At 65.4% G+C, this 23,368-nt stretch carries 15 protein-coding genes, 1 tRNA gene, 2 pseudogenes and 1 riboswitch; of the genes and pseudogenes, 8 read left to right on the forward strand and 10 right to left on the reverse strand.

The window, feature by feature from the left end:
- Positions 1 to 94: 94 nt before the first annotated feature.
- The gene (locus tag AB0J72_RS00725; RefSeq protein WP_354889985.1) at positions 95 to 1,111 is read right to left on the reverse strand and encodes a hypothetical protein; all 1,017 of its coding nucleotides are present in this window, start codon (positions 1,109 to 1,111) and stop codon (positions 95 to 97) included.
- A 9-nt stretch (positions 1,112 to 1,120) separates the two neighbouring features.
- Positions 1,121 to 1,257: riboswitch (cyclic di-AMP (ydaO/yuaA leader) on the reverse strand.
- A gap of 388 nt (positions 1,258 to 1,645) precedes the next feature.
- Between AB0J72_RS00725 and AB0J72_RS00730 the strand changes: the two genes are divergently transcribed.
- Positions 1,646 to 2,764, forward strand: a complete 1,119-nt coding sequence (locus tag AB0J72_RS00730; RefSeq protein WP_363392880.1) for a glycoside hydrolase family 19 protein — start codon at positions 1,646 to 1,648, stop codon at positions 2,762 to 2,764.
- A gap of 64 nt (positions 2,765 to 2,828) precedes the next feature.
- Here AB0J72_RS00730 and AB0J72_RS00735 read toward each other — a convergent pair whose 3' ends face one another.
- Together AB0J72_RS00735 and AB0J72_RS00740 are read right to left on the reverse strand one after the other, a co-directional pair.
- Positions 2,829 to 4,154 (reverse strand): NAD(P)/FAD-dependent oxidoreductase, encoded by a 1,326-nt coding sequence (locus tag AB0J72_RS00735; protein ID WP_363392882.1) that lies wholly within the window; start codon positions 4,152 to 4,154, stop codon positions 2,829 to 2,831.
- A gap of 97 nt (positions 4,155 to 4,251) precedes the next feature.
- A complete protein-coding gene (locus tag AB0J72_RS00740) occupies positions 4,252 to 4,758 on the reverse strand; it encodes a DinB family protein (protein ID WP_363392885.1) in 507 nt (168 codons plus the stop codon).
- Positions 4,759 to 4,875: 117 nt separating this feature from the next.
- On the opposite strand from AB0J72_RS00740, the gene AB0J72_RS00745 reads away from it, so the two are divergent.
- The gene (locus AB0J72_RS00745; protein ID WP_363392888.1) at positions 4,876 to 5,232 is read left to right on the forward strand and encodes a hypothetical protein; all 357 of its coding nucleotides are present in this window, start codon (positions 4,876 to 4,878) and stop codon (positions 5,230 to 5,232) included.
- A 45-nt stretch (positions 5,233 to 5,277) separates the two neighbouring features.
- Here AB0J72_RS00745 and AB0J72_RS00750 read toward each other — a convergent pair whose 3' ends face one another.
- Positions 5,278 to 6,132, reverse strand: coding sequence for a hypothetical protein (locus AB0J72_RS00750; protein ID WP_363392891.1), 855 nt, complete (start codon positions 6,130 to 6,132; stop codon positions 5,278 to 5,280).
- Positions 6,133 to 6,162: 30 nt separating this feature from the next.
- Here AB0J72_RS00750 and AB0J72_RS00755 point away from each other — a divergent pair, with 30 nt between their 5' ends.
- The 5 genes from AB0J72_RS00755 (at position 6,163) to AB0J72_RS00775 (ending at position 14,103) form a co-directional block, all read left to right on the forward strand.
- Positions 6,163 to 6,597 (forward strand): GNAT family N-acetyltransferase, encoded by a 435-nt coding sequence (locus tag AB0J72_RS00755; protein WP_363392894.1) that lies wholly within the window; start codon positions 6,163 to 6,165, stop codon positions 6,595 to 6,597.
- 323 nt (positions 6,598 to 6,920) lie between these two features.
- Entirely contained in the window at positions 6,921 to 10,535 is a 3,615-nt protein-coding gene (locus AB0J72_RS00760) for an RICIN domain-containing protein (RefSeq protein WP_363392897.1), read from the forward strand.
- A 251-nt stretch (positions 10,536 to 10,786) separates the two neighbouring features.
- Positions 10,787 to 10,861: transfer RNA gene (locus tag AB0J72_RS00765), tRNA-Lys, on the forward strand.
- A gap of 458 nt (positions 10,862 to 11,319) precedes the next feature.
- Positions 11,320 to 12,102 carry a transposase family protein gene (locus AB0J72_RS00770; protein ID WP_363392900.1) on the forward strand — a complete coding sequence of 261 codons (783 nt, stop codon included), beginning with the start codon at positions 11,320 to 11,322 and terminating at the stop codon, positions 12,100 to 12,102.
- A gap of 15 nt (positions 12,103 to 12,117) precedes the next feature.
- Entirely contained in the window at positions 12,118 to 14,103 is a 1,986-nt protein-coding gene (locus AB0J72_RS00775) for a hypothetical protein (protein WP_363392902.1), read from the forward strand.
- Positions 14,104 to 14,168: 65 nt separating this feature from the next.
- Here AB0J72_RS00775 and AB0J72_RS00780 read toward each other — a convergent pair.
- Positions 14,169 to 14,852, reverse strand: a pseudogene (locus AB0J72_RS00780) (tyrosine-type recombinase/integrase); the annotation flags it as partial.
- Positions 14,853 to 14,873: 21 nt separating this feature from the next.
- Here AB0J72_RS00780 and AB0J72_RS00785 point away from each other — a divergent pair.
- A pseudogene (locus AB0J72_RS00785) lies at positions 14,874 to 15,083 on the forward strand (YdcF family protein); the annotation flags it as partial.
- A gap of 64 nt (positions 15,084 to 15,147) precedes the next feature.
- Here AB0J72_RS00785 and AB0J72_RS00790 read toward each other — a convergent pair.
- From AB0J72_RS00790 to AB0J72_RS00810, 5 genes are all read right to left on the reverse strand, one after another.
- Complete coding sequence (locus tag AB0J72_RS00790) at positions 15,148 to 16,617, reverse strand: PIN domain-containing protein (RefSeq protein WP_363392905.1); 1,470 nt, start codon at positions 16,615 to 16,617, stop codon at positions 15,148 to 15,150.
- A gap of 636 nt (positions 16,618 to 17,253) precedes the next feature.
- Positions 17,254 to 19,674: a hypothetical protein gene (locus AB0J72_RS00795; RefSeq protein WP_363392908.1), complete on the reverse strand. Its 2,421-nt coding sequence runs from the start codon at positions 19,672 to 19,674 to the stop codon at positions 17,254 to 17,256.
- Between the two features lie 881 nt (positions 19,675 to 20,555).
- Entirely contained in the window at positions 20,556 to 20,795 is a 240-nt protein-coding gene (locus AB0J72_RS00800; protein ID WP_363392911.1) for a helix-turn-helix domain-containing protein, read from the reverse strand.
- Positions 20,796 to 21,602: 807 nt separating this feature from the next.
- Positions 21,603 to 22,772, reverse strand: a complete 1,170-nt coding sequence (locus AB0J72_RS00805; protein WP_363392914.1) for a hypothetical protein — start codon at positions 22,770 to 22,772, stop codon at positions 21,603 to 21,605.
- Positions 22,769 to 23,287 carry a SigE family RNA polymerase sigma factor gene (locus AB0J72_RS00810; RefSeq protein WP_363392917.1) on the reverse strand — a complete coding sequence of 173 codons (519 nt, stop codon included), beginning with the start codon at positions 23,285 to 23,287 and terminating at the stop codon, positions 22,769 to 22,771. Before AB0J72_RS00810 ends, AB0J72_RS00805 begins: the two co-directional genes overlap by 4 nt.
- Positions 23,288 to 23,368: the final 81 nt, after the last annotated feature.

Below are 23,368 nucleotides of genomic sequence, written 5' to 3' on the forward strand. Positions count from 1 at the left end.
TCGGTGCTTCACTTCGGATCCCCTCACCCTGCGTCGGCCGGTCGACAGTTGCCCTATCGGCCGGCCGTACGCAGACGTGAGGTCTTGGCGGTGCTTACAGGAGCGAGAGGTGCACGTGGTTGGTGTGGTCGCTGGAGGGGTCTCCGCCCACGCCGCTGTAGTGGTGCCAGCCGACCGCGGGTGTCCACACCTGTTTGAACCAGATGACGTACATGACGCCTAGCCGGTCCGCGTTCTTCACGAAGTACGTCGCCAGGTTGGCCCCGTAGACCTTGTCCTCACCGGCGGCGACGCCACCGAAGCCCGACTTGGCCTGCACCGAGAAGTCGCACGCGCGGCCCTTCGGGTGCTCGTACGGCCCACTCGGCCGGTAGCAGGACACGAACCGCTTGAAGCCCGCCGCCTGCGCCTGCTGCATCGCGTGCAGCGTGCGCATCGTGATGCAGCCGCTGGTGGTCGGGTCGTTCTGCTTGCACGACTCCGAGGACCAGCCGCCGCTGGCGTTGCGCGGCGACGGCTGCGCGAGCGGCAGGTTGGCCGACACGAAGCCGTTGCTCGGCCCGCCCGCCTGGGCCAGGCCCTTCTCGGCTTCCTTCTTCTTCGCGGCCATGACGGCGACCTGCTCCTGCTGGAGCTTGACCTCGCCCTCGAGCGCCGTCTTCTGCGCCGCCTGGTCCCGCTTCAGCTGGTTGAGCTCGCGCAACAGGTTGTCGTTGTGGTGGGCGATCTCGTCGATCGAGCCGGCCCGCTCCGCGAAGCCGGTGGGGCTGCCGGAGTCCATCAGCGCCACGAACGTGGTGAGCGGCCCCGTCCGGTACGCGGCGACGGCGATCGCCGACACCTGCTCGGTGACCCTGGCGAGGTTGGCCTCGGTCTGGGCGAGCTTGGCGGTCAGGTCCGCCTGGTTCTTCACCGAGGCGTCGTACTTGTCCTTGGCCTCGATCCACGCGCGGGTGCTCTCGTCGAGGACCTGGGCGAGGGACGCGTTGGATCCCTCGTCGCCCGTGTCGTCTCCCGGCTCGGCGGCGGCCGGAGTGGCGGCCATCCCGAAGAGGACGGCGGCCGTCATCAGGACGGCGATGATCCGCCGACCGGGATGTCGTGATGACATCTGGCTCGTTGTTCCTTCCGTCGGCCGCCGACCGGGTTAGCTGACGGGTTCGGGACGGAACGACCCCTACCGCGGTTGCCCGCGGATTCACCCCACTGTGCGGTTGGGTCCCCGATTCGCCGGTGTCGAGCCGGCGATTGGGCGGCAGTCACGCCCGGCGCCGCGGGGGGCGGCGCCATGTCGGACGAGACCGACGGCCAGCCTACCCAGGGCGAACGGACCGCGCAGCGTACTGCCTGTCCGCCGCTGTGACGCACCTCTCGAAACCGCGCCGTCCAAGCAGGTCGCCTAAGCTTGGCGAAAGAATCTCGCGTGACGGAAATCACTCAACTGGCCTCACCCTGCCGGCAACGTTCTCGCCTGGGCGATTGTTCTACGCCACCCCGCGGTCACCCCGTGTCACCCCGGGTCACCTCGGAAAGGTGAGGTTAGGGGAACCGTAAAGATTCTTCATAAATCGATGTGATTGCTCCTGTACCGCGGTGGTGGCTGGTCGGATGGGGGCTCAGCGTCGATCTGAACGGAAGTGATCTGGTGTCCAGAGTGCGCCTGTGGGCGGGGCTCGCCGCGACCGCCGTCGTCGGTGGCGTCGTCGCCGTCTTCAACATGCTGCCGGCGTCGGCGGCCACCTGTGCCCCGGCGTGGCAGGCGTCGGCCGTGTACACCGGGGGTGCCACGGTGTCGCGGAACGGGCACAACTTCCTCGCCAAGTGGTGGACGCAGAACGAGGCGCCGCCCGGGAACACCGGCGTGTGGCAGGACCAGGGGTCGTGCGGCGGGAGCACGCCGCAGCCGCCGACGCAGACCGGGTCCGCGGGCGGGTGCAGCTTCCCGGCGTGGGTGCAGGGTCGCAACTACGTGACCGGGGACGTCGTGAAGTTCACCGACGGTAAGTACTACATCGCCGAGCACGACAACCCGGGGTACAGCCCGACGATCAGCACCTGGTACTGGGACCCGTACACCTGCAACGGCGGAGGGGGCGGCACGACGCCGCCGCCGAACCCGACCACGAACCCGCCGTCGAACGGGGCGTTCGTCGTCAGCGAGGCCCAGTTCAACCAGATGTTCCCGAACCGGAACCCCTTCTACACGTACAACGGCCTGGTCGCGGCGCTGAACGCCTACCCGGCGTTCGCGAAGACGGGATCGGACGCCCAGCGCAAGCAGGAGGCGGCGGCGTTCCTCGCGAACGTGAACCACGAGACCGGCGGCCTGGTGTACATCGTGGAGCAGAACACCGCGAACTACCCGCACTACTGCGACACGAGCCAGCCGTACGGCTGCCCCGCCGGGCAGGCCGCGTACTACGGCCGCGGGCCGATCCAGCTCAGCTGGAACTTCAACTACAAGGCCGCCGGTGACGCGCTCGGCATCGACCTGCTGCGCAACCCGAACCTGGTGCAGACCGACCCGGCCGTGGCGATGAAGACGGCGCTCTGGTACTGGAACACGCAGACCGGCCCGGGCACGATGACGCCGCACAACGCGATGGTCAACGGGGCCGGGTTCGGCGAGACGATCCGCAGCATCAACGGCAGCCTCGAGTGCGGCGGGCGCAACCCGGCGCAGGTGCAGAGCCGGGTCGCGGCGTACCAGCGCTTCGTCGGCATCCTCGGCGTGGGCGTCGGAGCGGGCTCGCTCAGCTGCTAGTCACCGAAGAACCAGGAGGGCGCCCCGGGGAGTGGGGCGCCCTTCTCTTTGTCCTGGCCGACGGTTACGGCAGGTGCTGGCGGTACTCCTGCAGCGCGCGGCGGGCGAAGACCTGCTGGAACGTGGCGACCCGCTCCGAGCGGCCGCGGCCGATGAAGCTGACGAACCAGTGCAGCACCGCGGTGACCCGGTTCTTGAAGCCGACCAGGTAGAGCAGGTGCACGGCGAGCCACATGAGCCAGCCGACGATCCCGGTGAAGTGCAGCTTGCCGACGCTCGCCACCGCCGAGAAGCGCGAGATCGTGGCCATGCTGCCCTTGTCGAAGTACTTGAACGGCTGACCGGTCGCCTCGCCGGCGAGCCGCTTCTTGATCTGGCCGGCGGCGTGGCGGCCGCTCTGGATCGCGACCTGCGCGACGCCCGGCAGCCGGTTGAGCGACATCATGTCGCCGATCGCGAAGATCTCCGGGTGGCCCGGCACGGTGCAGTCCGGCTCGACCTCCAGCCGTCCGGCCCGGTCGGTCGAGGCGCCCGTCGCCTTCGCCAGCTGCGTCGACAGCGACGGCGCGGCCACGCCCGCCGCCCAGATCTTCGTCATCGACTCGATCCGCTGCCGGCCGTTGCGCGTCTCGACCTCGATGCCGGTCTCGTCGACGCCGACGACCTTCGTGCCGAGCTCGACCTCGACGCCCATGGTGTGCAGCTGCCGCAGCGCCTTCGTCGACAGGTGGTCGCCGAAGCTCGACAGGACCGTGTCGAGCGCGTCGATCAGGATGATCCGCGCGTGCTTCGGGTCGATGTTGCGGTACTGCCCCGGCAGGTGCCGGTGGGCGAGCTCGGCGATCTGGCCGGCCATCTCGACGCCGGTCGGACCGGCGCCGACCACGACGAACGTCAGCCACCGCTCGATCGCGGCCGGGTCGGTCTCCAGCTCGGCGAGCTCGAACGCGCCGAAGATCCGCCCGCGCAGCTCCAGCGCGTCGTCGATGCTCTTCATGCCGGGCGCGTGCTCGGCGAACGCGTCGTTGCCGAAGTAGGACTGCGACGCGCCGGCGGCGACGATCAGCGAGTCGTACGGCACGGTGTAGCTCGTCCCGGGCGCGACCGCCGTGACGGTCCTCGCCTCCGGGTCGATCTCGGTGACGGTGCCGAGCAGCACCTTCGCGTTGTCCTGCCGCTTGAGGATCTCCCGGATCGGCGGCGCGATCTCACCCTCCGACAGGATGCCGGTCGCCACCTGGTACAGCAGCGGCTGGAACAGGTGGTAGGCGGTGCCGTTGATCAGGGTGACGTCGACCGGCGCGTTCTTGAGCGCCTTGGTGGCGAACAGTCCGCCGAAGCCGGCGCCGACGATCACGACGCGGTGGCGTCCTTGTGCACGCTCGTCCATCTGCATCTCCCGATTGGGGTGTGGATCGTGCAGATCAAGTACACCACTCCCAGCGGGTGACGGCCGTGTGTCCTCCATGACGTTTCACGGCCCTCCGTCAGGGAATCAATCCCCTCACGTAGGCCGCCTGGCCCGCGTGCTGGGTGTCGTCGTCGAGGACGCTGACCAGCCGCACCCCGAGCGTCACCGGCGGGTCCCACCGCTCGTCGACGATCTGGTCGAGATCCTCTTCCGTGAGCTTCTCCAGCCACGCGACGGTCCGCGCCGACACCGCCTCGAAGTATTCGATCAACACGTCGGCGCTTTCCGGCTGTACCGCCTGGACCTGCGCGGCCGTGTGGCCGTAGCCGGTGTCGTGCTGGTCCTGCCGCAACCCGAAGCGCGGGGCCCAGTCGCCGGTCACCCACAGCTGCTCGGCGCCGTTGATGCGCTCCGCGATGTGCTCGTCCTGGACCCGCGTCAGGTGCCAGACCAGCCACCCGACCGTGTTCGCGCCGGGCGCCGGCGCCCACCGCAGCTGCTCCGGGCTGAGCCCCTCGACCGCGGCCCTGACCAGATCGGGCAGTCGCCCGTACCCCTCGACGAGCAGTTCGTTCACCCGCACAGCAAGCTTCCCCTCGTGGCACGTTTCCGGGAGTTGACCTTCGACGAACGTCCGTAGTGTTCAGCACATCGCAAGAACGCAGCGAACACCACATAAACTTCCACAAAGGAGAACGACATGAGCGAGTACGGCGAGTTCGAGACCGGCGAGCAGCACGAGTCCCTCGACCAGCTGCACGAGGTCGACGCCAACGAGAGCAACTACGACTCGCAGTTCGGCGTCTACGAGCAGGACCACGCCTCGGCCGAGAACACCAGCTTCGACCAGGGCCACCACATGTCGTACACCGACCCGAGCGGCGCGCAGTACGAGGAGTCGGACTTCACCTCCTACGACCACTCCGCCGCCGAGACGGACCACGTGTTCGCCGCCGAGGGCTCCGAGTCGGCGTCCTCGAGCGAGTTCCACGAGCTCGAGGCCCTGCAGGCCCGCCTCGACGCCACGTTCGCCGAGGGCACGTTCGCCTCGAACTGAAGTTCTTCGTAAAAGGGGGCCCCTCCCGGGGCCCCCTTTTCGTATTCAGAACTTGGTCGGGACCAGCGCTGCGAGGGCGCTCACCACGAACGGGCTGATGATGACCAGTCCGCTGCGCAGCTCCCCGAACGTCGTCTGGTCGATGCCGAGCAGCTTCTCCAGCCTCGCCCGCTCCTCGGCCTTGTCCACCAGTTCACCCAGCGCGACATCCGTGAGCGGGAAGTTCCGGTCGACGAACAACGCGCACCGGCGGCGCAACGTCGTGCTCGCCGGCACGTACATGACGCCGACGACGAACGAGGCGACCGCCCCGGAGAACAGCACCGCCGACTTCGGCAGCTCCGCACCCCATCCCGTGGCCGCGCCGTTGACGAGCGTGACGAGCAGCACCAGGAACCCGAGCTGGTTGAGCAGCCGGCTCACCAGCCGCCGCAGGCTGAGCAGGGTGTTGAGCTGCTGCCCCGGCGAGCCCTCGATCCTGCGCCGGGCCACCCGGTGCACCGCGCCGAGCGTCGCCGCCGACGGCAGCGCCCCGCAGATCGCGATCGCCGACAGGGCCAGCCCGCGCCCTGTCAGTCCCTGCTCGCCGAGCACGAACGGCGTGGCCGCCACCAGGCCGACCGCCACCGCCACCGACGCGAGCACCAGGTGCAGCACGTGGAACAGCCGGACCCGGTGCACCGTCCCGAGGTCCCGCCACCGCGCCGCGCCGAACCCGAACGCCTCGCCGCTGGCCGCCCCGAGCACCGCCGCCAGCACCGCGAACAGCACCCACCGCGGCTCGTGCCCGTGCTCCGGGCTCGTCCACGCGATCCACGTCCCGAGCACCGCCCCGAGCAGCATCGCGAGCAGCCGCAGCTCCCCGGTGATCGTCTCCTCGGCATCCTCCAACACCGTCACGCTGGGACAGCCTTTCTGTAGGGTCTGTCCATGGTCACCGTCGCCCCGCTCACCACGGAAGACCGCGCAGCGTGGGAGGTCCTCTTCACCGGGTACAACACCTTCTACGAACGCGTCCTGCCCGCTGACCGCTTCGACACCGCGTGGGCCGGCTTCCAGGACGACACCCGCATCCACGCCCTCGGCGCCAAGCTCGACGGCCAGCTCGTCGGCATCGCGCACTTCCTCGTCCACGCGAGCACCACCACCGACGACGTCTGCTACCTGCAGGACCTCTTCACCGCCCCGTCAGCCCGCGGCCAGGGCGTCGCCCGCGCCCTCATCGCCGCCGTCGCCGACTGGGCCCGCGCCCGCCACTGCAACCGCGTCTACTGGTCCACCCACCACACCAACGCCACCGCCCGCCGCCTGTACGACCAGGTCGCCGTCAACCGCGGCTTCATCCTCTACCAGATCCCCCTCTGACCTGCGGTGCCGGTTTCGCGGGCCTTTGGCTAGGGGTGACCATCTGGCCGGCCCGCCGATGAACGCTACCCACCGTATCGACTCTTGTACGTGTCGTTCGGGTGTTCTACCGTGTCGCCACGCAGCACGTAGCGGGGGAGGAAGCATGTTGCGGATGGCGGGGATTTCTCTGTCCGGGCCACCATCGAGGGTGGCGCGCCGGCGGTCCTGACCGTCGCGGTTGCCGAGCGACCGATCCGACTCTCGTCACACGCTTCGACCGTGCCCCATCGGTCGTAGTGGCGCTGCCGTCTGCCCCATCGCCGACCCTCGATAGGATCGCCATGTCCATCCGTGCCCGACTGGCTGCGATCACGGCGCTCGCCGTGCTCGCACCACCAGCCGTCCTTGTCGCCGGGTCACCGGCGACCGCCGCCCCACCGAAACCACCGGCCTGCGCCGACACCGCGACGGGCGCCCAGACCGCAAGGGACCTGGCCCGCCGTTGCGACCGGCGGGTCGAAGACCTGACCGCGCGCACCGAGTCGACCCAGGTGTTCGCCAACGCCGACGGCACCTCGACCCTGCAGGCATCAGTCGTGCCGCAGCGGGTCAAGCGGACCGACGGATCATGGGCCCCGATCGACGTGAACCTCGTGCGGTCCGGCAAGGGCTTCGTGCCGAAGGCGTCCACGATGGACGTACAGTTCTCGGCCGGCGGCAATGACCCGCTCGTCACCGTCGCGGACAAGGGCCGCACGTTCACCCTCGGCTGGCCCGCCGCGCTGCCCGCGCCCCAGGTCAACGGCGACTCCGCCACCTATCCCGGCGTGTTCACCGGCGTCGACCTGGTCGTCACCGCCACCGCCACCGGCTTCACCCATGTCCTCGTCGTGCACGACGCCGCCGCCGCCGCGAATCCGGCGCTGCGCCGGATCCGCTACACCTTGGGCGGCACCGGCGTCAAAGTCACCCGGACCGCCGACGGCGGGGTGGACGTGACCGGCGTCGACGGCAAGCCGATGCTCACCTCCGGTGCCGCGGTCATGTGGGACTCGGGGCTACGCGGGGGCAGCGCCGTCAAGCAGGGTGCCGCATCCGCATCCGCATCCGCATCCGCGGCCGACGCCGCCGAACCCTCGACCGTGCGCGGCGCCAGTGACCGGGCCCGCAAGGCGACCGCGGCGACCGAGGTCAGCCAGTCCGAGCTCGTCCTGCAGCCCGACCGGGCGCTGCTCGGCGGTGCCGACTTCCCGCTCTTCATCGATCCGGCCTTCCACAGCCCGAGCGCCAGCCGGTGGGCCTACTCCAACAACGCCAACGAGAACAACGACACCTCCACCGTCCGGATGGGCAAGTCACCCGACTCGGGCGCGATCTACCGGCCGTTGTTCGAGTTTCCGGTCGGGGTGCTGAGCGGCTCGATCGTCACCTCCGCCACGTTCCAGATCCAGCTCTACCACTCCTGGTCCTGTTCCGCGACGACCGCGACGCTCTGGCGGGCCAACGGCATCGCGGCGACCCCGAAGAACCCGTGGGCCAACAGCGGCGTCAACACCTACCTCGACGCCCAGTCGGCCGCTGCCAACAAGGACACGTGCTACACGGCGAACCAGCCCATGATGTACTTCAGCGGGAACCTGACCGGCGACGTGCAGGCGGTCGCCAATGCCGCGTGGGCCAACTACACCCTCGCGCTGTCGGCGATGGACTCGGCCGGCAACGGCGAGTCGACCGGGGACCGGTGGAAGAAGTTCAACGTCAACACCGCCGTGCTCATCGTCAACTACAACCATGTTCCGCGCACCCCGACGCTCGCGCAGCTGTCGATCGACCCGTCGGCGGTGTGCACGGCCGGCACCGTCGCCGTCAACACCCGCAGCGGCTTGACCCTGCGCGCCGCGCTCAGCGACCCGAACAACGACAACCTCAAAGCGCAGTGGCAGGTGACGGGCATCCCGGCGCAGTACGCACCGGCCGACTCCGGCTACGCCACGGCCGGCGACTTCACCACGACCCTCCCACCCGAGGCGTTCACCGACGGTGGCACGTACTCCTTCTCGGTGCGCGGACACGACGGCACCCATGCCGGGCAGTACAGCCCGACCTGCTCCTTCGTCGTCGACAACGCGCCACCGGTGAACCCGACCGCAACGAGCACCGATCTCGCGCTCGCCACCGGACTGGTGGTGCCGGCACCGGCGGCGAACGCCGTCGTCGGCAGGCCCGCCGCGGTCCAGGTGCTCAAGGACAGCCACGACGCGAACATCGCCGGGTACCTCTACGCGGTCGGTGAAGGCGTCCCGGCGGAACCGGCGATCTGGGCACCGGCGCAGGCGAACGGCAACGTCGTGATCCCGGTCGTCCCGAGGGCCTCCGGCACGACGGTCAACTACCTGACCCTGCAGGCGCGGAGCATGGGCGGGCTCGACAGCGCGCGGATCATCTACAAGTTCAAGGCGAACGCCGGCACCGTCGCCCGGGTCGCCGGCGACGCCACCGGTGACGGCCGAGCCGACCTGACCGTGCTGACGGACGCCGGGGCGGGCAAGAGCGCGCTGTGGCGACTGGACCTGCCGGCGAGTGGTGCCGCGGCAAGCGCCCTCGCCCCGCAGGGCGTCAGCGGGGTCTACACCACCGCATCGGTGAAGACCACCCAGGGCGACTACGACGGCGACGGGCTCTCCGACGTCGCGGTCTTCAGCACCAGCGGCACCAACGTCACGGTCTCCGTGCAGCGCTCCGACGGCAACGGGCTGTACAGCTCGGCAGTCCTCGCCACGCTGGCCGGCTGGGACCTCGCGAAGATGCGGGTGCTGAGCGGCAACTACGACAACGACCCGCAGCATCGCGACGACCTTGCGGTCGTCTACAACGACAACACCACCGTGTGGACCTACCGAATCCTGGTCGCCAACGGCACGGCCGGCACACCGTCGTTCGCGGCACCGGCCACCTGGTACACCCAGCCGGCCTCCGGCGGCGCGGACTGGAACCGGATGAAGGTCGTCGCCGGTGACTTCGACGGCGACCAGCTGGTCGACATCGGCGTCTTCTACGACTACGGCGGCTGCCAGACCCGCATGTGGGTCAACTACAACACGGTCGCGTCGTTCCAGGGCATCTTCACCTGGGACTCCGGCCCGGGCAACTTCTGCTGGGCCGCCTCCGACCAGCAGCTCACCGGCGACTTCAACGCCGACGGCCGCTCCGACGTGCTGCACGTGTACCGCTTCGGCACCTGCAACATGTCACTCTTCGTGCAATACGGCAACGCGGACCGGACCGTCTCCGCAGTCGTCGGACGGTACGCCAGCGGCACCTACACGTGGTGCGACAACAACACGTTCCAGGTCGGCGACTTCAACGGCGACGGCCGGGCTGACGTCGGCGCGGCCAGCCGGTGCTGCGGCGCGTACCAGACGAAGTTCTTCACCTGGACGACCAACGCGGACGGCAGCTTCACCGGACCCGACCAGCGCTGGGAGGGCGGGACCGGACCGTTCACCGTCGGTTCGCTGCGCATCGAGCCGGGCACGCGGTACCAGATCGTCTCGGTGAAGTCGGGCAAGTGCCTCACCGCCGGTGCAGACGGGGTCAACATCGTCCAGCAGACGTGCGGCACCGGCCCGACCCAGACGTGGACCTTCGACCGTCACGGCAGCGACTACCAGCGGATCCATCCGGTCTCGTCGCCCAGCTCCTGCCTCGAGATCCGCAACGGCAGCCTCTCCCAGGGTGCCCTGGCGGCGACCGCGGCCTGCAGCGGCACCCCGCAGCAACGACTCGCGGGCTACTACGCGGGCGGCTTCACCGATCCGATGGCCAACCTGCTCGCCGGCCACACCGCGATGTGCCTGGACGTGATCGGCGGCAGCCTCGCCGACGGCGCCCAGGTCCAGCAACTGTCGTGCAACGGCAGCGACCAGCAGAGGTACCTGCTGCACCCGGTGCCGTGAGTCGTGGGGCCGGCGCTCCGACCAGGGCGCCGGCCCCTCGGCCTGTTGGCGAAGGTCACCGAGGAGGCCTGCCACGTCTCGGTCCATCCCGAGCACCTGCTCCGAGTCACCTGCTCCACGACCGGCGCCGCGCAGCACCAACCTGCCGCAACCGTGCCCTCCACCCGCTGTCAGTTGCACTGCAGAGCCCCGCGACCTTGGTCCTAACTGATGTGAGTCTTCGGTCCTCTGTCAGGTAATCTCAGGACCTCGGGCTGCTAGCTCAATGGCAGAGCTGCGGACTTTTAATCCGTAGGTTCAGGGTTCGAGTCCCTGGCGGCCCACCAGAAGTACAGGTCAGAGCCGGTGCGACGAGCGCCGGCTCTGCCGTCTTGAGGCTCATGCAGCACCGAAGTACAGCAGTTGGGCAACCCTCGGGTCGCTGTATGAGGCATAAGTCGTGCACCTCGCGGTGAAGCCGCCAGCTACTCACGGACGCCCGCCAGTCGCTTTCAGTGGCTTACTGCACTAGGGTATGCCAGGACCACACGGCTAGTGATCGACCGATCTCACCTTTGATGCCCATAGTAGGCATAGGAGCTGTCATTGGCGCGACGGACGTTGCCATTCTCTTTCAGGATGATCGGCCTGTGCTTAAGTCTCGTCGGCCTGCTTATCATTGAGCCATTTCCAAGCTGACGTTGCAGCTCGGAGCGGGTGCAGCAGACCCGGGGATCGATGAGGGCGAGGCTCCAGGTAAGACAGCAGTCGACCAAGATCCGATGCCCCGACCGGGAGCCTCGCCGTGCTGTCTTACCCCGCCACGATTCCGTTGTCCAGCCGCACCCTCAACGACCTCGCGCATCGCATCCGCCAGCACCGCAACCAGCATCGATCCCGATGGCGGCGCCTCGACCCGGGCCGGCAGGCACTACTCGCCCTGGCCCATCTACGCAACGGCGACACCTACACCCGCCTCGCCGCCGGGTTCGAGGTCGGCGTCGCGACCGCCTGGCGATACGTCCAGGAAGCGATCGCCCTGCTCGCCGTAGCTGCCGGCGACCTGAGCACAGCGATGGCACGCATCCGGACCCTCGCGTACGCGATCCTGGACGGCACGCTCATCCCGATCGACCGGGTCGCAGATCAACGTCCGTACTACTCCGGCAAACACCGACGACACGGCGTGAACGTGCAGGTCATCGCGGACGCCGCAGGCCGCCTCGTCTGGGCGTCACCGGCACTGCCCGGCGTGACCCATGACCTCACCGCGGCACGCACCCACGGCATCATCGACGCGCTGAGCTCCGCCGGCGTGATGACGTTCGCCGACAAGGGCTACCAGGGCGCCGGCGGGACCCTCCGTACCCCGTTCAAGCGCCACCGTCGCCGGCCCAAGCTGTCGCGCCGGCAGAAGGCGGTGAACAAGACGCACGCGAAGATCCGGGCCTGCGGCGAACGCGCGATCGCCACCCTCAAGACCTGGAAGATCCTGGCGAAACTCCGCTGCTGCCCACGCCGAGCCACCATGATCGTGCAAGCCATCCTCGCGCTACACCGCGTCGAGACCAGCCACTACCCACGATGAAAATGCCTCATTGCGTTGGGCATTCCAATTGTTGCATTTGCGTTCCGTCGTAGCGCGACATCCTTTGATGCGGTCGTTAGCTGGGCAAACATTCTCGGCATGTCGCTTGGCGCACTTGGAATTGTATTTGTGGTCGCGGATCGCATCCAAGCGAAGAAGTCGGGTGCGCTGACTAGTCTGACGGATGTGGCTGATCAGCTGGCGATTGAGGTGCTCCGTGATGGAGCTGAACAAATCGCACACCTGCTCGGAACTAATGATTTGGAATCCCATGCAGCGGCCGTCATCTTGACGAGGGCCGCGAGAAGAACCGCGAGTTCGAGATCTTCCGCGACCAGGGCTGAAAGAGTTCAAATCGGCTCTATAGCAGATTTCTATGTTAGAAAAACCTCGGGCAGGCTACTGATATCAGGAGGTCCAGGTTCAGGAAAGACGGTTGTTGCGCTAAGACTCTTGGTGGATTTGCACTTAAAAAGAAAGCAAAGCGAAGGCCTGCGCCTCGCGGACGGCGGGTTGGCGGTTCCGGTACTTTTCAGCCTTCCGTCTTGGCAGGCCGGGGACTCCATGAATGACTGGTTCTCCTACGAGCTTTCAACGCGATTCGGCCTCAGCCGCGAGATTGCTAATCGGCTACTTGCTGCGAACTACATCGTTCCGGTGCTCGACGCATTGGATGAGGTTGACGACGTCGGCGTTTCCACCGAGCGAGGCCGCGCGGCGGTAGCTGCCATCAATAGATTTCTTGCGACGTCTCCGCACTCACGACTTGTCCTAGCGTGTCGAAACGACAGGCAGAGCTACCGGACGATGGTCTCTCGTCTGCGAGCTTTCGACGAGCTTTCCATTGAGGCGCTATCTACAGAATCAGTAACGAACTACATCAGCATCCAGAGCAGCGATTTGGAGCTCGCCGAATGGAGCCAAATTTTAGGCAGGCTTAGGGCGGGCGACCAAGACATTCGCTTACTGCTATCTGCGCCTTGGCGGCTAGCCATGATGGTCGCCTACCAGAAAAGTGGCGCCCCGTTGTCCGACCTCCTGCCTTCCCCCACAGAACTCGCGCGTCGGCAGTCCGGCGGGAGTAGTAGTGAGTACATATCAAGAGTGGATAGAATCCTATATCGAACATTTGTAACGTCTCGTGCGCAGATTTATGGACGAAGCCCTCAAGGTGTCGCTAGAGCCCTCCGTAAAGTCGCCGGACTGATGGACCGACACCGCCAATCGCATCCTTCGGCCGGAACCATACTCTTGCATGACTGGGACCTGGTGGTCGAACTTCGGACCAATACCCGCGCCAAGATGGCCGCCGTAGTAGGAATCATTCAGTTGCCCATCGGCCTCTATCGTCCTTTGAGTCGTGCTTTGCCGCCACAAGAACCTGCGAGTCCGTGGGCAACTGGCCTCATGTTCGCTTCTTCCTTGCTTCTGCTTGCGATCTTGACCGGAACGGCTCTGGGAGCAAGAAAGCCTCCAATGACTATCGGCGTTAAAGGGCTTCGCAATCTACGCATCAAACGCTCGGCGGCACTCGCGGTCATTGTTGCAATTGCGATCGGATTCGCCTCGTTCTTCTATGACGAGCCGTACGGTATTGTCGCTGGGACGTCAGTCGCAGTGCTGGGAATTGTGGTAATACTCTCCATCCCGAGCGATCTTGCTCGGACTCAATCACCCCGCTCAGTGCTAAGAGGCGACCTCTTCGCAGCCATTCTCTTCGGCGCTGCTTTCGGGTCTGTGCAGACTGCCGTAACGTCGGAAGTCCTTGGCTTACCAATGGCAATATGCATCGGCCTTTGTTGGGTTGTAAGCACGGTCATTACTTGCGCGGCAGGACGGTATCTATTCGCCGTGATTCTTAGTTCGATCTACTTGAACCGTACGCCGATCCGCTTGCTCGCATTCTTCGACTGGTGCTGTCGAGCTGGATTGATGCGGAAGTCCGGGATTGGTTTTCAATTTCGACACAAGGGGTTAGAGAGATATCTACTGGAGACTTAGCCATTTGCAAGCGCGCCCGGACGCTGGTTTCCGTGGAGCGAGGTAGATGTCTGTCGTCCGATTGCCTAAGTTAAGCTTGCTCCCAGGCGTCGTAGGGCCTCACGGGTTTTTGTCGACGAAACCTGAGTGTATATCTCCATAGTTATTGAGAACTTCGCGTGTCGAAGAATTTGCATCGCAACCCGCGGGTGGACATCAAGGTCTGCAAGCAATGAACCGCAGGTCCGCCGGGCATCCCGCACAGTGATACGCGGTACGCCAGCTGTGAGGCAGCGCCGGTCCCAGTAGCGGTTGAAGTTCCTCGGCTCGATTGGTGTGCCGAACTTCGTCGTGAAGAGTAGGCGCAGGCCGTGCCAGAGCGGGCCGGCCTCGGCCCTGTCGCGTTCGGTATCGAGGTGGCGTTGCCGAACGGCTACGGCGCAGATTGGTGGAAGCGGGAGGCCGGCGTCGGACGTCGGGGTTTTCGTCTCGCGGTGGAGGAGTTGTGAGCCGATGCGCTGAAGTTGCCGATCAATCCGGAGCGTGACGTCGTACTCGGCGACGCAGTCCACGCAGAAGGTCTCCCGGTGCTCCTTGCAGCGTCTGTCCCAGCCGGCCCAGTCGATCGCGTCGTCGGTCAGGCCCAGCATCTCGCCCTTGCGGAGGCCGAGCACGAGGACCAGGACGTACGCGGCGTAGAGCGGGTCGCCGTCAGCGCGGGCCGACTCCAGGAACTTCCGGGCATCGTCCGTGTCCCACGACTTGCGCCGGGCAGCACGCTGGACGGGAAGATCTGCTTTTCGAATCCACTCAGTCTAGATGAATACGTTCGGACCATCGGCAATGCTGTGAAGGTTGTTAATATGCTGGTCGGAGATACCCAGCGGATCAGTCTCTATGCCGACCTTGGTTACGCCATCCCGCAAGACATTCCCGGGGATGTGAAGACAGCGTATGAGCGACTCGTTGCTGCCGGATTTACAAGCCGTCTTCTAGCGTAGATAGGGTACAGAGGTAGTTGCTCTACGCCCGGCTATGCGTGGGGATTTAGGTTAACGCAGTCGTTCATTCCGGATACAGGGATTCGTCTAGGTCGGCGTTGGCTTCCAGGATACTGGCGATCAGGTGTATCAAGTCCATCTTTGTAGTCTTGCTAGAATGGACATTCGAGTCCGGTGATAGAGTTGCATATATTCTACGCAGTTCGGACGTTGTCATGCCGCTTAGTGTGCGAGCTCCGTTGCTCCTGTAGTCGCGGAACAGGTCAGCGATTGTGCGGTGCGAGGGTGCTGGCCTTGAAATTACAGCCTGCGCTGCATGGTCTTGTAGGTAGTCGAGTTCGCGTGGATCGAATACAATGCGCGAGCCCGCACCTTTGATATTACGAAGCTTCGTACTAAGTTTCTCCGCAAAGTTTCGCTCGGCCTTGACTGCATCCAGTCGATGCGCCAATACTGCCCGATCCGCCATGTCTTGCTCATTGTCGCTGTCCGGTAGCAGGGCGCCCTCGCGTAGTTGATGGGTGACCGATGCTTCAAGGTTGGCAAGGTCGAGCTGACGTGCTTCAAGCCTATTAAGTGCCTCGTCAACCGTCTGCATGGTAAATCGGACGAGATTAGAGCGGCTTCTAGCGCTTTGGTCGATTGCCTCGGTCTGAGCAAGAGTTTCTTGGCTGATGCTTGCGTTCAATTCGGAGCGTGCGTGCACCAGGAAGCTTCGAGTGGTCAGCGCTATAAAATCTACGCCGGCATAATCCAATGATTCCTGGACCAACTCCGGAAGTGCGCCTATTGTCTTTCCGCGTATCTTGAGGAACCAATCCTCCTTGCTGTCCCTCGTCACTAGCACCAGTGGGACCTTTCGAATCCTTGCCTCTTCTAGGCTTTGTCGCCAAAGCAGGTAGTCGCCACACGGGTCGGACTTGGAGCTATCCTTGAAGCCTGGTGCCCGGCCTTCTTGGACACGCTTCTGAGCTTCAGCTCTCGCCTCGGATTCAACGTCCGGCGCCATGGGTTCGCCTACAAGTTCCGCAAGCAACTCTCTGAGTTGTTCGAGGACTGGATCGTCTCGGACGAAGTGGTCAGATATGCCGTGCCGGCTCTGCAGTAAATTGATGCGATTTGCAAGTTCGCCAAGGGACTTTGTTGCAGAGGTAATCAGATCGTTTTGTGTTTTCTCGTCCAGGGCGACTCGGTTGGCGAACTGTCGGAGATGCTGCACCAACTCATCTTCATAGTTCTTTCGGAACTCCGAGATTGCCTTGACTGCATCTCTGTATGCGTCGCCATGTGCGGCGATAACCGAAACGCGGTTTCGGTGAAATTCGAGGGACACTTGGTGCGGAACCCATAGCCTTTTGCCAAGCGCTCGCAGGGCGGAGAGAAGTTCACTCCTTGCATCCGTGGTATAGCGGTAGGCGTCGAGTAGGACATTTGCATCGACTACGACAATACCCGTCTTCAGTGCCACGCTCGTTCTTGACTTGTCCGGTGGAAGGTAGGGAAGGAAGCCGTCGCTGAAATTCGCCATTGCCATCCTCTGTCTTCTTGTGTAGCCGGTAAAGCGTCCCACAAGATCGCGATACTGCTAAGGTATATATGGCGTAGTTGCAGACAAGCCCGTCAGCTAGGGCGGGTTAACTGACTGTTGCCGAATTTTGCTGTACTAGATCAAGGCGCCTTCGGCGCAGCCCGCACGCGGTCACCGGCTCGGCGGGCAACCGGCGCCAGCGCTCCGCGCTGGCGCCGGAACCCCGCTCGGCCGGGAACCCGCGCACAGGCCGCGCAGAGTCGATCGTGGACGAACGTCGGTGAGCTCCAGGCCGTCAACGGTCCAGCAGTTTCGGGACCCGGTCCGTCGAGCGCAATACCGTCGCTCCTGCGGACACCGGTCGCTGCGCTCCCTGCCAGCTGACCCAGTAGTCACGCTTCTGCCTCCGGCGGGGCCTCCAGCCGGGGCCTCAGGGTTCCGGTGGGCGCCCCTCCGCAGACCCGCCGTCCAGGCAAGCCAACAGGCCAGCGGCGGGGGCCGCCAAGCGTGGTCGCCGACGTCGCGGTCCGTACTCACAGGGGCAGCCCCCGCCGCCGTCCCGTTCCCAGGAGGTGGACGACGGGTACACGGAGGGACTTGAGGCAGCAGCGCACGAGCGGCGTCGATCATCAGCGTCCGAGACTATGAGCGCCTTGTTCTCTCAGCTCTTATAGCACGACGCTCGGCCTCGGAGATGTCTTCTCGCAGTAGTGCAGAGGTGGCCGTCCAGTCGAACGGGACGTCAGACGGCACTACTCGCCCGAGTTTTTGCCATTGAGCGTCGAGGTAGTCGGCGAATATCCGTCCGCGATTGATTCGCTCAAGGATGCTATGAACGTCTGCCAACCGCATCCGGAATTGCACATCGGTGATCGGCGTGTCGACCACCATAGCGTCAAGGTAGACGAATCTAGCTAACATTGACTTATACATATAACTGCCGACTGTCGTGATTCGAAAAGGCCCCTCGGCGCCCGCAGAGTATGGGGCCTGCAGTAGACCACGTGCCAGCGCCACGTCGAGGTGCAGGCCAACTTGCTCTTGTGCGTAGCCGCACTCTTGCGCAAGTTTATAGACCTCAGACGTCTCGACAAATCCTTTGGAATTCTCTGCCAGCCCCGCCTGGTCGACGTAGGCAAGGATTAGAGGAAGTAGAAAGTGCTCCCTACCGTCGTCCGAATGAATGTCCAGGACGTTGCACACCTTGCTTACGGAGGGAATATAGTAGTTGTAGTCACCGAAAATAATCGCCCGTAGGAATTCATGAACGGGTACCGAGTAGACTTCACCCTGCCCCGCCACCTCCAGCACTCGCTGCACTGAAACGTACCCACTGCCGATGAAGGTATTCAGAAACTCAAGGGCGGTGCGCGTATTACCACCACTCAGGTTATCGATGATCTCATTTAGCTGGTAATTCTCGGAGAACGCCTTTATGTATGCTTCAAGCACAGCACGCATAGAGGGCGTATTGATTGAGAACTGGATCTGGAAGTCTCCGGTCTCTGCAGCGTCCAGTAGTTTCGCGTGAGCCCATTTCAAGCGTCGCATAACAACTTGGTCGGCCCGTGGAGGTGATACCGTAAACACCTTGAGCGGATAGGCAGCAAGCGAGCCTTTGCTCTTGGATTGGTACATCGTTTCCGGGCGAAGCGTTACGAATACAGTACCGGGCCATCCGTCCGCCAGTGACTGAGCGATAAGAAAGACCTCGTCCTGAAACTCTGAGCTCCGCTGATCGATGTTGTCAAGGACAAAAACGGGAGATCGTCGTCGGGATTTCGCTAGATGCTTCAGGCTCGCGCGGAGATGTTCCGGTACATCGGCGGTTAACCCGGCGAGCATTTCTAGCTCTTTTTGCCGATAGAGTGATGGGTCTACGCTCTTGAACTCTCCCCACAACCCGCGCTCGAAACGATCTAGCTCATCCTTGTAGACGGCGCGTATAAAGGCGGCCTCATGAATATCGACACCGTGCTTTACCCGCATCTGCTGAGCCAGTCTCATAACAACGTATGGACGAAGGTCTGGCGCGAGAGCCGGTTCCTTGCCGAAGTCTACGTAGAAGACGTATGCATTCGAGAGGACTTCCTGTGCCTCGACCTGCAGCAGATGCCGTATGAACATACTCTTGCCAACGCCAACATCGCCCACCAAGACCAGTGGGCGATTGCTCATCGCTGACAGCAGTGTGCTGCTCTTGAGTGAGGGGTTAATACCGCGGCGATTAGTGACGGATTCGGGTGAGACCGGTAGATCGCTGTTCAGTGACACGTATCGCGATCTGAGAATCTCTTTGCTAACCGCGGCGTACTGCGAAAGCGCGCCGGTTTCGCAGTAGCAGTTACGTATGAAGTCTTCCTTGACATCGCCAGAAGTTCCAAGATCCTGGAGAAAGAGTTCTCCGAGAATCTTAAGGTCAGTCTCCAGTTCGGTCCTCTCGCGAAGAGTCCGATAGCGCCGAATCTGATCGGACATCTTTCCGGGGGCTAGGGGGCGAGGATTGCGACCCAACAGTAATCGTTGCAGATGGCGGAGTGCAATCCCTTCGCGGGACAGGTTATTCCAAAGAACGCCGAACTCGTCAACCATCTCTGTGACTGACGAAAACATCAATGCGCGCCCTTCTAGCGGGCGGACACCGTCTTGGCGCGATGCATAAAAAGCAATTATCTGATGCCCGTTGCATAGTACTGCGATGGGCACGCCGCGTTCGTGGCAATATCCGAGAACCTGCCGGATAGCGCTGTCGGTAGTAGCGTCTTCGCGTAGAGTTGGCAAGTCAATGGACCGTCGCCCTACCAGCCCTGCAGGAATGTTGAAGTGGACGCCTTCCCTCTTCGCCTCGACCACCATTTGCGGGTTAGGGCTTCCGATCACGTAGTCTGCGATTCGTCCGTCGAAACGGTCTTCCGCAGTTATGTCTCCAGGTCGCCAGTCAAGGCAATCCGTCAGCAACCGGTCGATCAGTCGAATCCGGGTAGTCGCCTCATTGAGCGGGGCCGCCTCAAGCTCCCGCCCGATCTCTTCAAGCTTCTGCTTCGAGGTTTGAAAGCGATCCATCGAGGTGTTCCCTCCCGCTCCAGCGCTTCGCACATCTTCTCAGACCCGCTATAACGAGGTTGGGAGGGTTGCTAGCTGGAGTACCGAGCGCATGCAAGTCAAGCGGTACTGATCTTTGCCTCCCGGCCGTCCATCCTGCCACCTCTGTACCGCACAATCACTCACCCGAACCGATACTTGAGCCAGCCGCTCGGCGAAGATCATCGGAACCCAATCTGGATCCGGGCTAAGCTTGAGAAGCATTGTCAAAGGTCCACGAGCGTTGGCAGCGTTCGAGCTGGCCACAGCCACGATCTGCCGGATCGAGTGATCTTCAAAAGTGCAGGCTCGCTAGCGGTTCTTAGTCCCCTTCCTGCGTGGGGCCGGCGCGGCACGGATCCCCCAGGAAGTACAGCAGCAAAGTACAGCAACCGACCCCACCGAGCCGGACCATGCCAACGCTGAAACCCTTGTGTAGCAACGAATCCGGCTTCACCGAACCGCACTGCCGCGACTCCGTAGGTTCAGGGTTCGAGTCCCTGGCGGCCCACGGGCTTGGGCGCCCCCTGCTCGCTCGTCCCTTCGGGACGGCTCGCCGGGGCGCCCGTCATACCCCGCGCACGGCTTCGCCGTGCTCCCCATCGGGGGAGCTGCGCTCCACCCGCGCCCCCTCAAGACCGTCCCCAACCGGACCTGGGCCCAGCGGCGGTCTGCCTCCTGTATGAGGTGCTCGTAGGTCATCGGCGCCGAGAAGCGACGATCACCATGTCTGCCGTCTCCATGCGCCGGACTGCAGGCCGGGCCTGCGGGCGGCGCCCGGCTGGGGTGGTGGACGCGGCGGCATTCCATCGGGGCGAGACCGGATGACCGTTTCCGGCGTACCGTGCACCGGCCTCAGCACGTCAGCGGTCGCGGAGGGTGGTGGAGGGCGGTTCGCCGCAGGTGGCGTGGTGGCTGGCGGTGAAGCGGCTGTGGTTGGCGAATCCCCAGCGGGCGGCGATGGCGGTGACGGTCGCGCCGGTGGTGGGGTCGACGTCGAGGAGGTCCTGATGGGCCCGGGCGAGCCGGACCCGGCGCAGGTACTGCATAGGGCTCATCTGGTGGTGGCGGGCGAAGGCGTACTGCAGCGCGTGGGCTGACATGGCACTCGGCGGCGAGTTCGGCCAGGTCGAGGTCGGTGTGGGCGTGAGCGTGGATGTAGGTCTCGGCTCGGCGCACGGTGGCCGGTGTCGCGTCGCGGCCGTGCAGCCCGTGTTCGGGCAGCCGGGTGTTGGGGAACACAGTGAGCGCGGTGGCGGCCAGCGTGCGGGTGGCGCTGCCGAGGATCAGTGGGCTGCCGGCGGTCTCGTCCCCGCACGAACGCCGCGGCCCGCTTCCAGTGCTCGGCGGCCGCCGCTGAGGCCGGCGCCAACGACGGGAACCGCAGCGGCGCGAGGTTGTCGCCCGGCAGGGCGCCGACGGCCCGGGCCAGGGCGGTGGCGGGGATCGTGATGATGGCCACCCGCAGCTGGTGGCATTTGACGACGTAGTCGCCCTCCGGCCAGGCGCCCAGGGACACCTCTCCGGCCCGGTAGGTGTGCAGCGCGGCGATCGCGACGTTGCGGGTCATCTCGTCGGCCACCAGAGGTGAGGCCAGCGGCGACGGGTCGTCCATCAACGCACCGTTGGTCAGGTCGACCACGGCCCGCCAGTGATCTCCTCCTCGACCGCTGAGGAGATCGAGGAGCGCTCCGGCGGTGCGAGGTGCGCATCGGGAACCGACATTGCCGCCCTCCCGGTCGAGCCCACGCTGCAGGGATTGGTAGACGCACCCCCACCATGCGCATCGACCATCCCCGAAACGAAGCACTCGCGCGTGACACGATCGGGTGCTTCCGGATTCCAGGAGCCACCACGCGCCGGGTCGGGTGGAGGTCCGGCCAGGCGCGTGGTGGGTCGTGTTCCGGCGGTCAGCCCGGGTAGCGGATCAGGCCGATCGGGCTGGACGCGTGGGTGACGGTGCGCAGGGCGCCGGTGTCGCGGGCGATCAGTTCGATGGTCACGGAGCCGACCTGGAACGGGTCGGTTTCGCTCGGGGTGAGGTGCAGCAGGAGCGGGCCTTCGGGGTGGGCGCCGAGGACGTGGCGGGCGTCCGGCTGGCCGTACTCGACGCCGCCGTTGGTGGGGCGCTGGGCGCCTGGGATGTCGTCGGGCAGCGGGTACCGGTGGGTGAGGCGGCCGGTCTCGAGGTCGAACCCGACGAGGAAGGTGTGCTGGCCGGCGGCCGAGCCCGGGTCGGTCGCGTCGTGGGTACGCATGAACAGGGTGCGGTCGTCCGTGTCCAGGATCGGTGCCCCGAAGGCCTCCGGCAGCGTCTCCGTGGGGCGCAGACCCAGGTCGGTCGTGGGGATGTCGCGGATGACCCGCCCGGTCGTGCCGTCGGCCAGGCGCAGACCGGAGAAGGACGACTCGGGCAGCGGGCACAGCAGGAGCTCGCCCGAGTTGCGCACCGCGCACACCCGGGCGGTGCGCGGCAGTTCCGGCGGCGCCGTGCTGCGGGCCGCGGTGGTGAGGTCGACCGTGTACGTGACGCCGGACCGGCTGGAGGGCTGCACCACCAGCCGCCGGCTGTCCGGGGACCAGCTCGCGCCGGCGCTCGTGTCCACGCCGGCGAACTCCTGCCGTGCGGTGCCGGTCAGGTCCCGCAGCACCCACGATCCTTCGGAGCGCAGCACCAGCAGCCACCGGCCGTCCGGCGACATCCCGTCCACGCGCAGGCCGTCCACCTTGTACTGGCGGCCGTCCGCGGCGAGCAGGGCCCAACGTCCCTGGTCGCCGTCGTACAGGAAGGCCAGCGTGGCCGGGCCGACGCCGCGGTCCTCGGGGAGCACCGGCGCGGACCGCTCCAGGGCCAGCTGCCGTGGCAGGCCGTCGGCGGCCGTCGACGGCTCCTGACCGCCTCCGCCGCTGAGCGGCCAGGCGACGCCGACCAGGCCGGCGACCACGAGCAGGGCCGCCGCGACCGGGACCAGCCGGGTCAGCGTCCGGCGGCGCCGGACCACCTTCACGGCACGGTCGGTCACGTCGTAGACGCGTGCGTCGTCGGCCGCGTCGACCAGCGCATCCTTCAGGGACATCATGCCGGCACCTCCGAGTCCTCGATGAGTTCCACCAGTTCAGGAGCCACGACCCGGAGCCGGGCGAGGGCGTGATGGGTCTGGCTCTTGACCGAGCCCACCGAGCAGCCGAGCGTGTCGGCGGTCTCGGCCTCGGACAGGTCCTCGAAGTAGCGCAGGACGATCACCGCACGGTGTCCCGGCGCCAGCCTCGCCAGCGCGTTGCGCAGCACGATCCGGCGCACCGCGTCGGCGGACTCGTCCCGCCCGATGTCCCGCTCCGGCGGGTCGGCGGCCAGCACCTCCCGGCCGCGCCGGCTCCGCCACGACGAGACGTGCTCGTGGTAGAGCGCCCGCCGCACGTAGGCGTCCGGCGTGCCCCCTTGGACCACCCGGCGCCAGTGCCGGGCCACCTTGATGAGCGTCACCTGCACCAGGTCCTCGGCCGCATGATGCTCGCCCGTCAGCAGGTACGCGACCCGCGACAGGCGGCCGATCCGTGCCGAAACGAACTCCCGGAAGCTTGCCTCATCGTCCACCGGCACCCCCTCATGACTGTGTCGCCCCGGTACACGAGGGGAACGGTGTCTGAGGTTGGCAGCCCGTCCGACCAACGCCGA

Origin of the sequence: Dactylosporangium sp. NPDC049742 (assembly GCF_040674675.1) — a bacterium.
Classification (GTDB): Bacteria; Actinomycetota; Actinomycetes; order Mycobacteriales; family Micromonosporaceae; genus Dactylosporangium; species Dactylosporangium maewongense.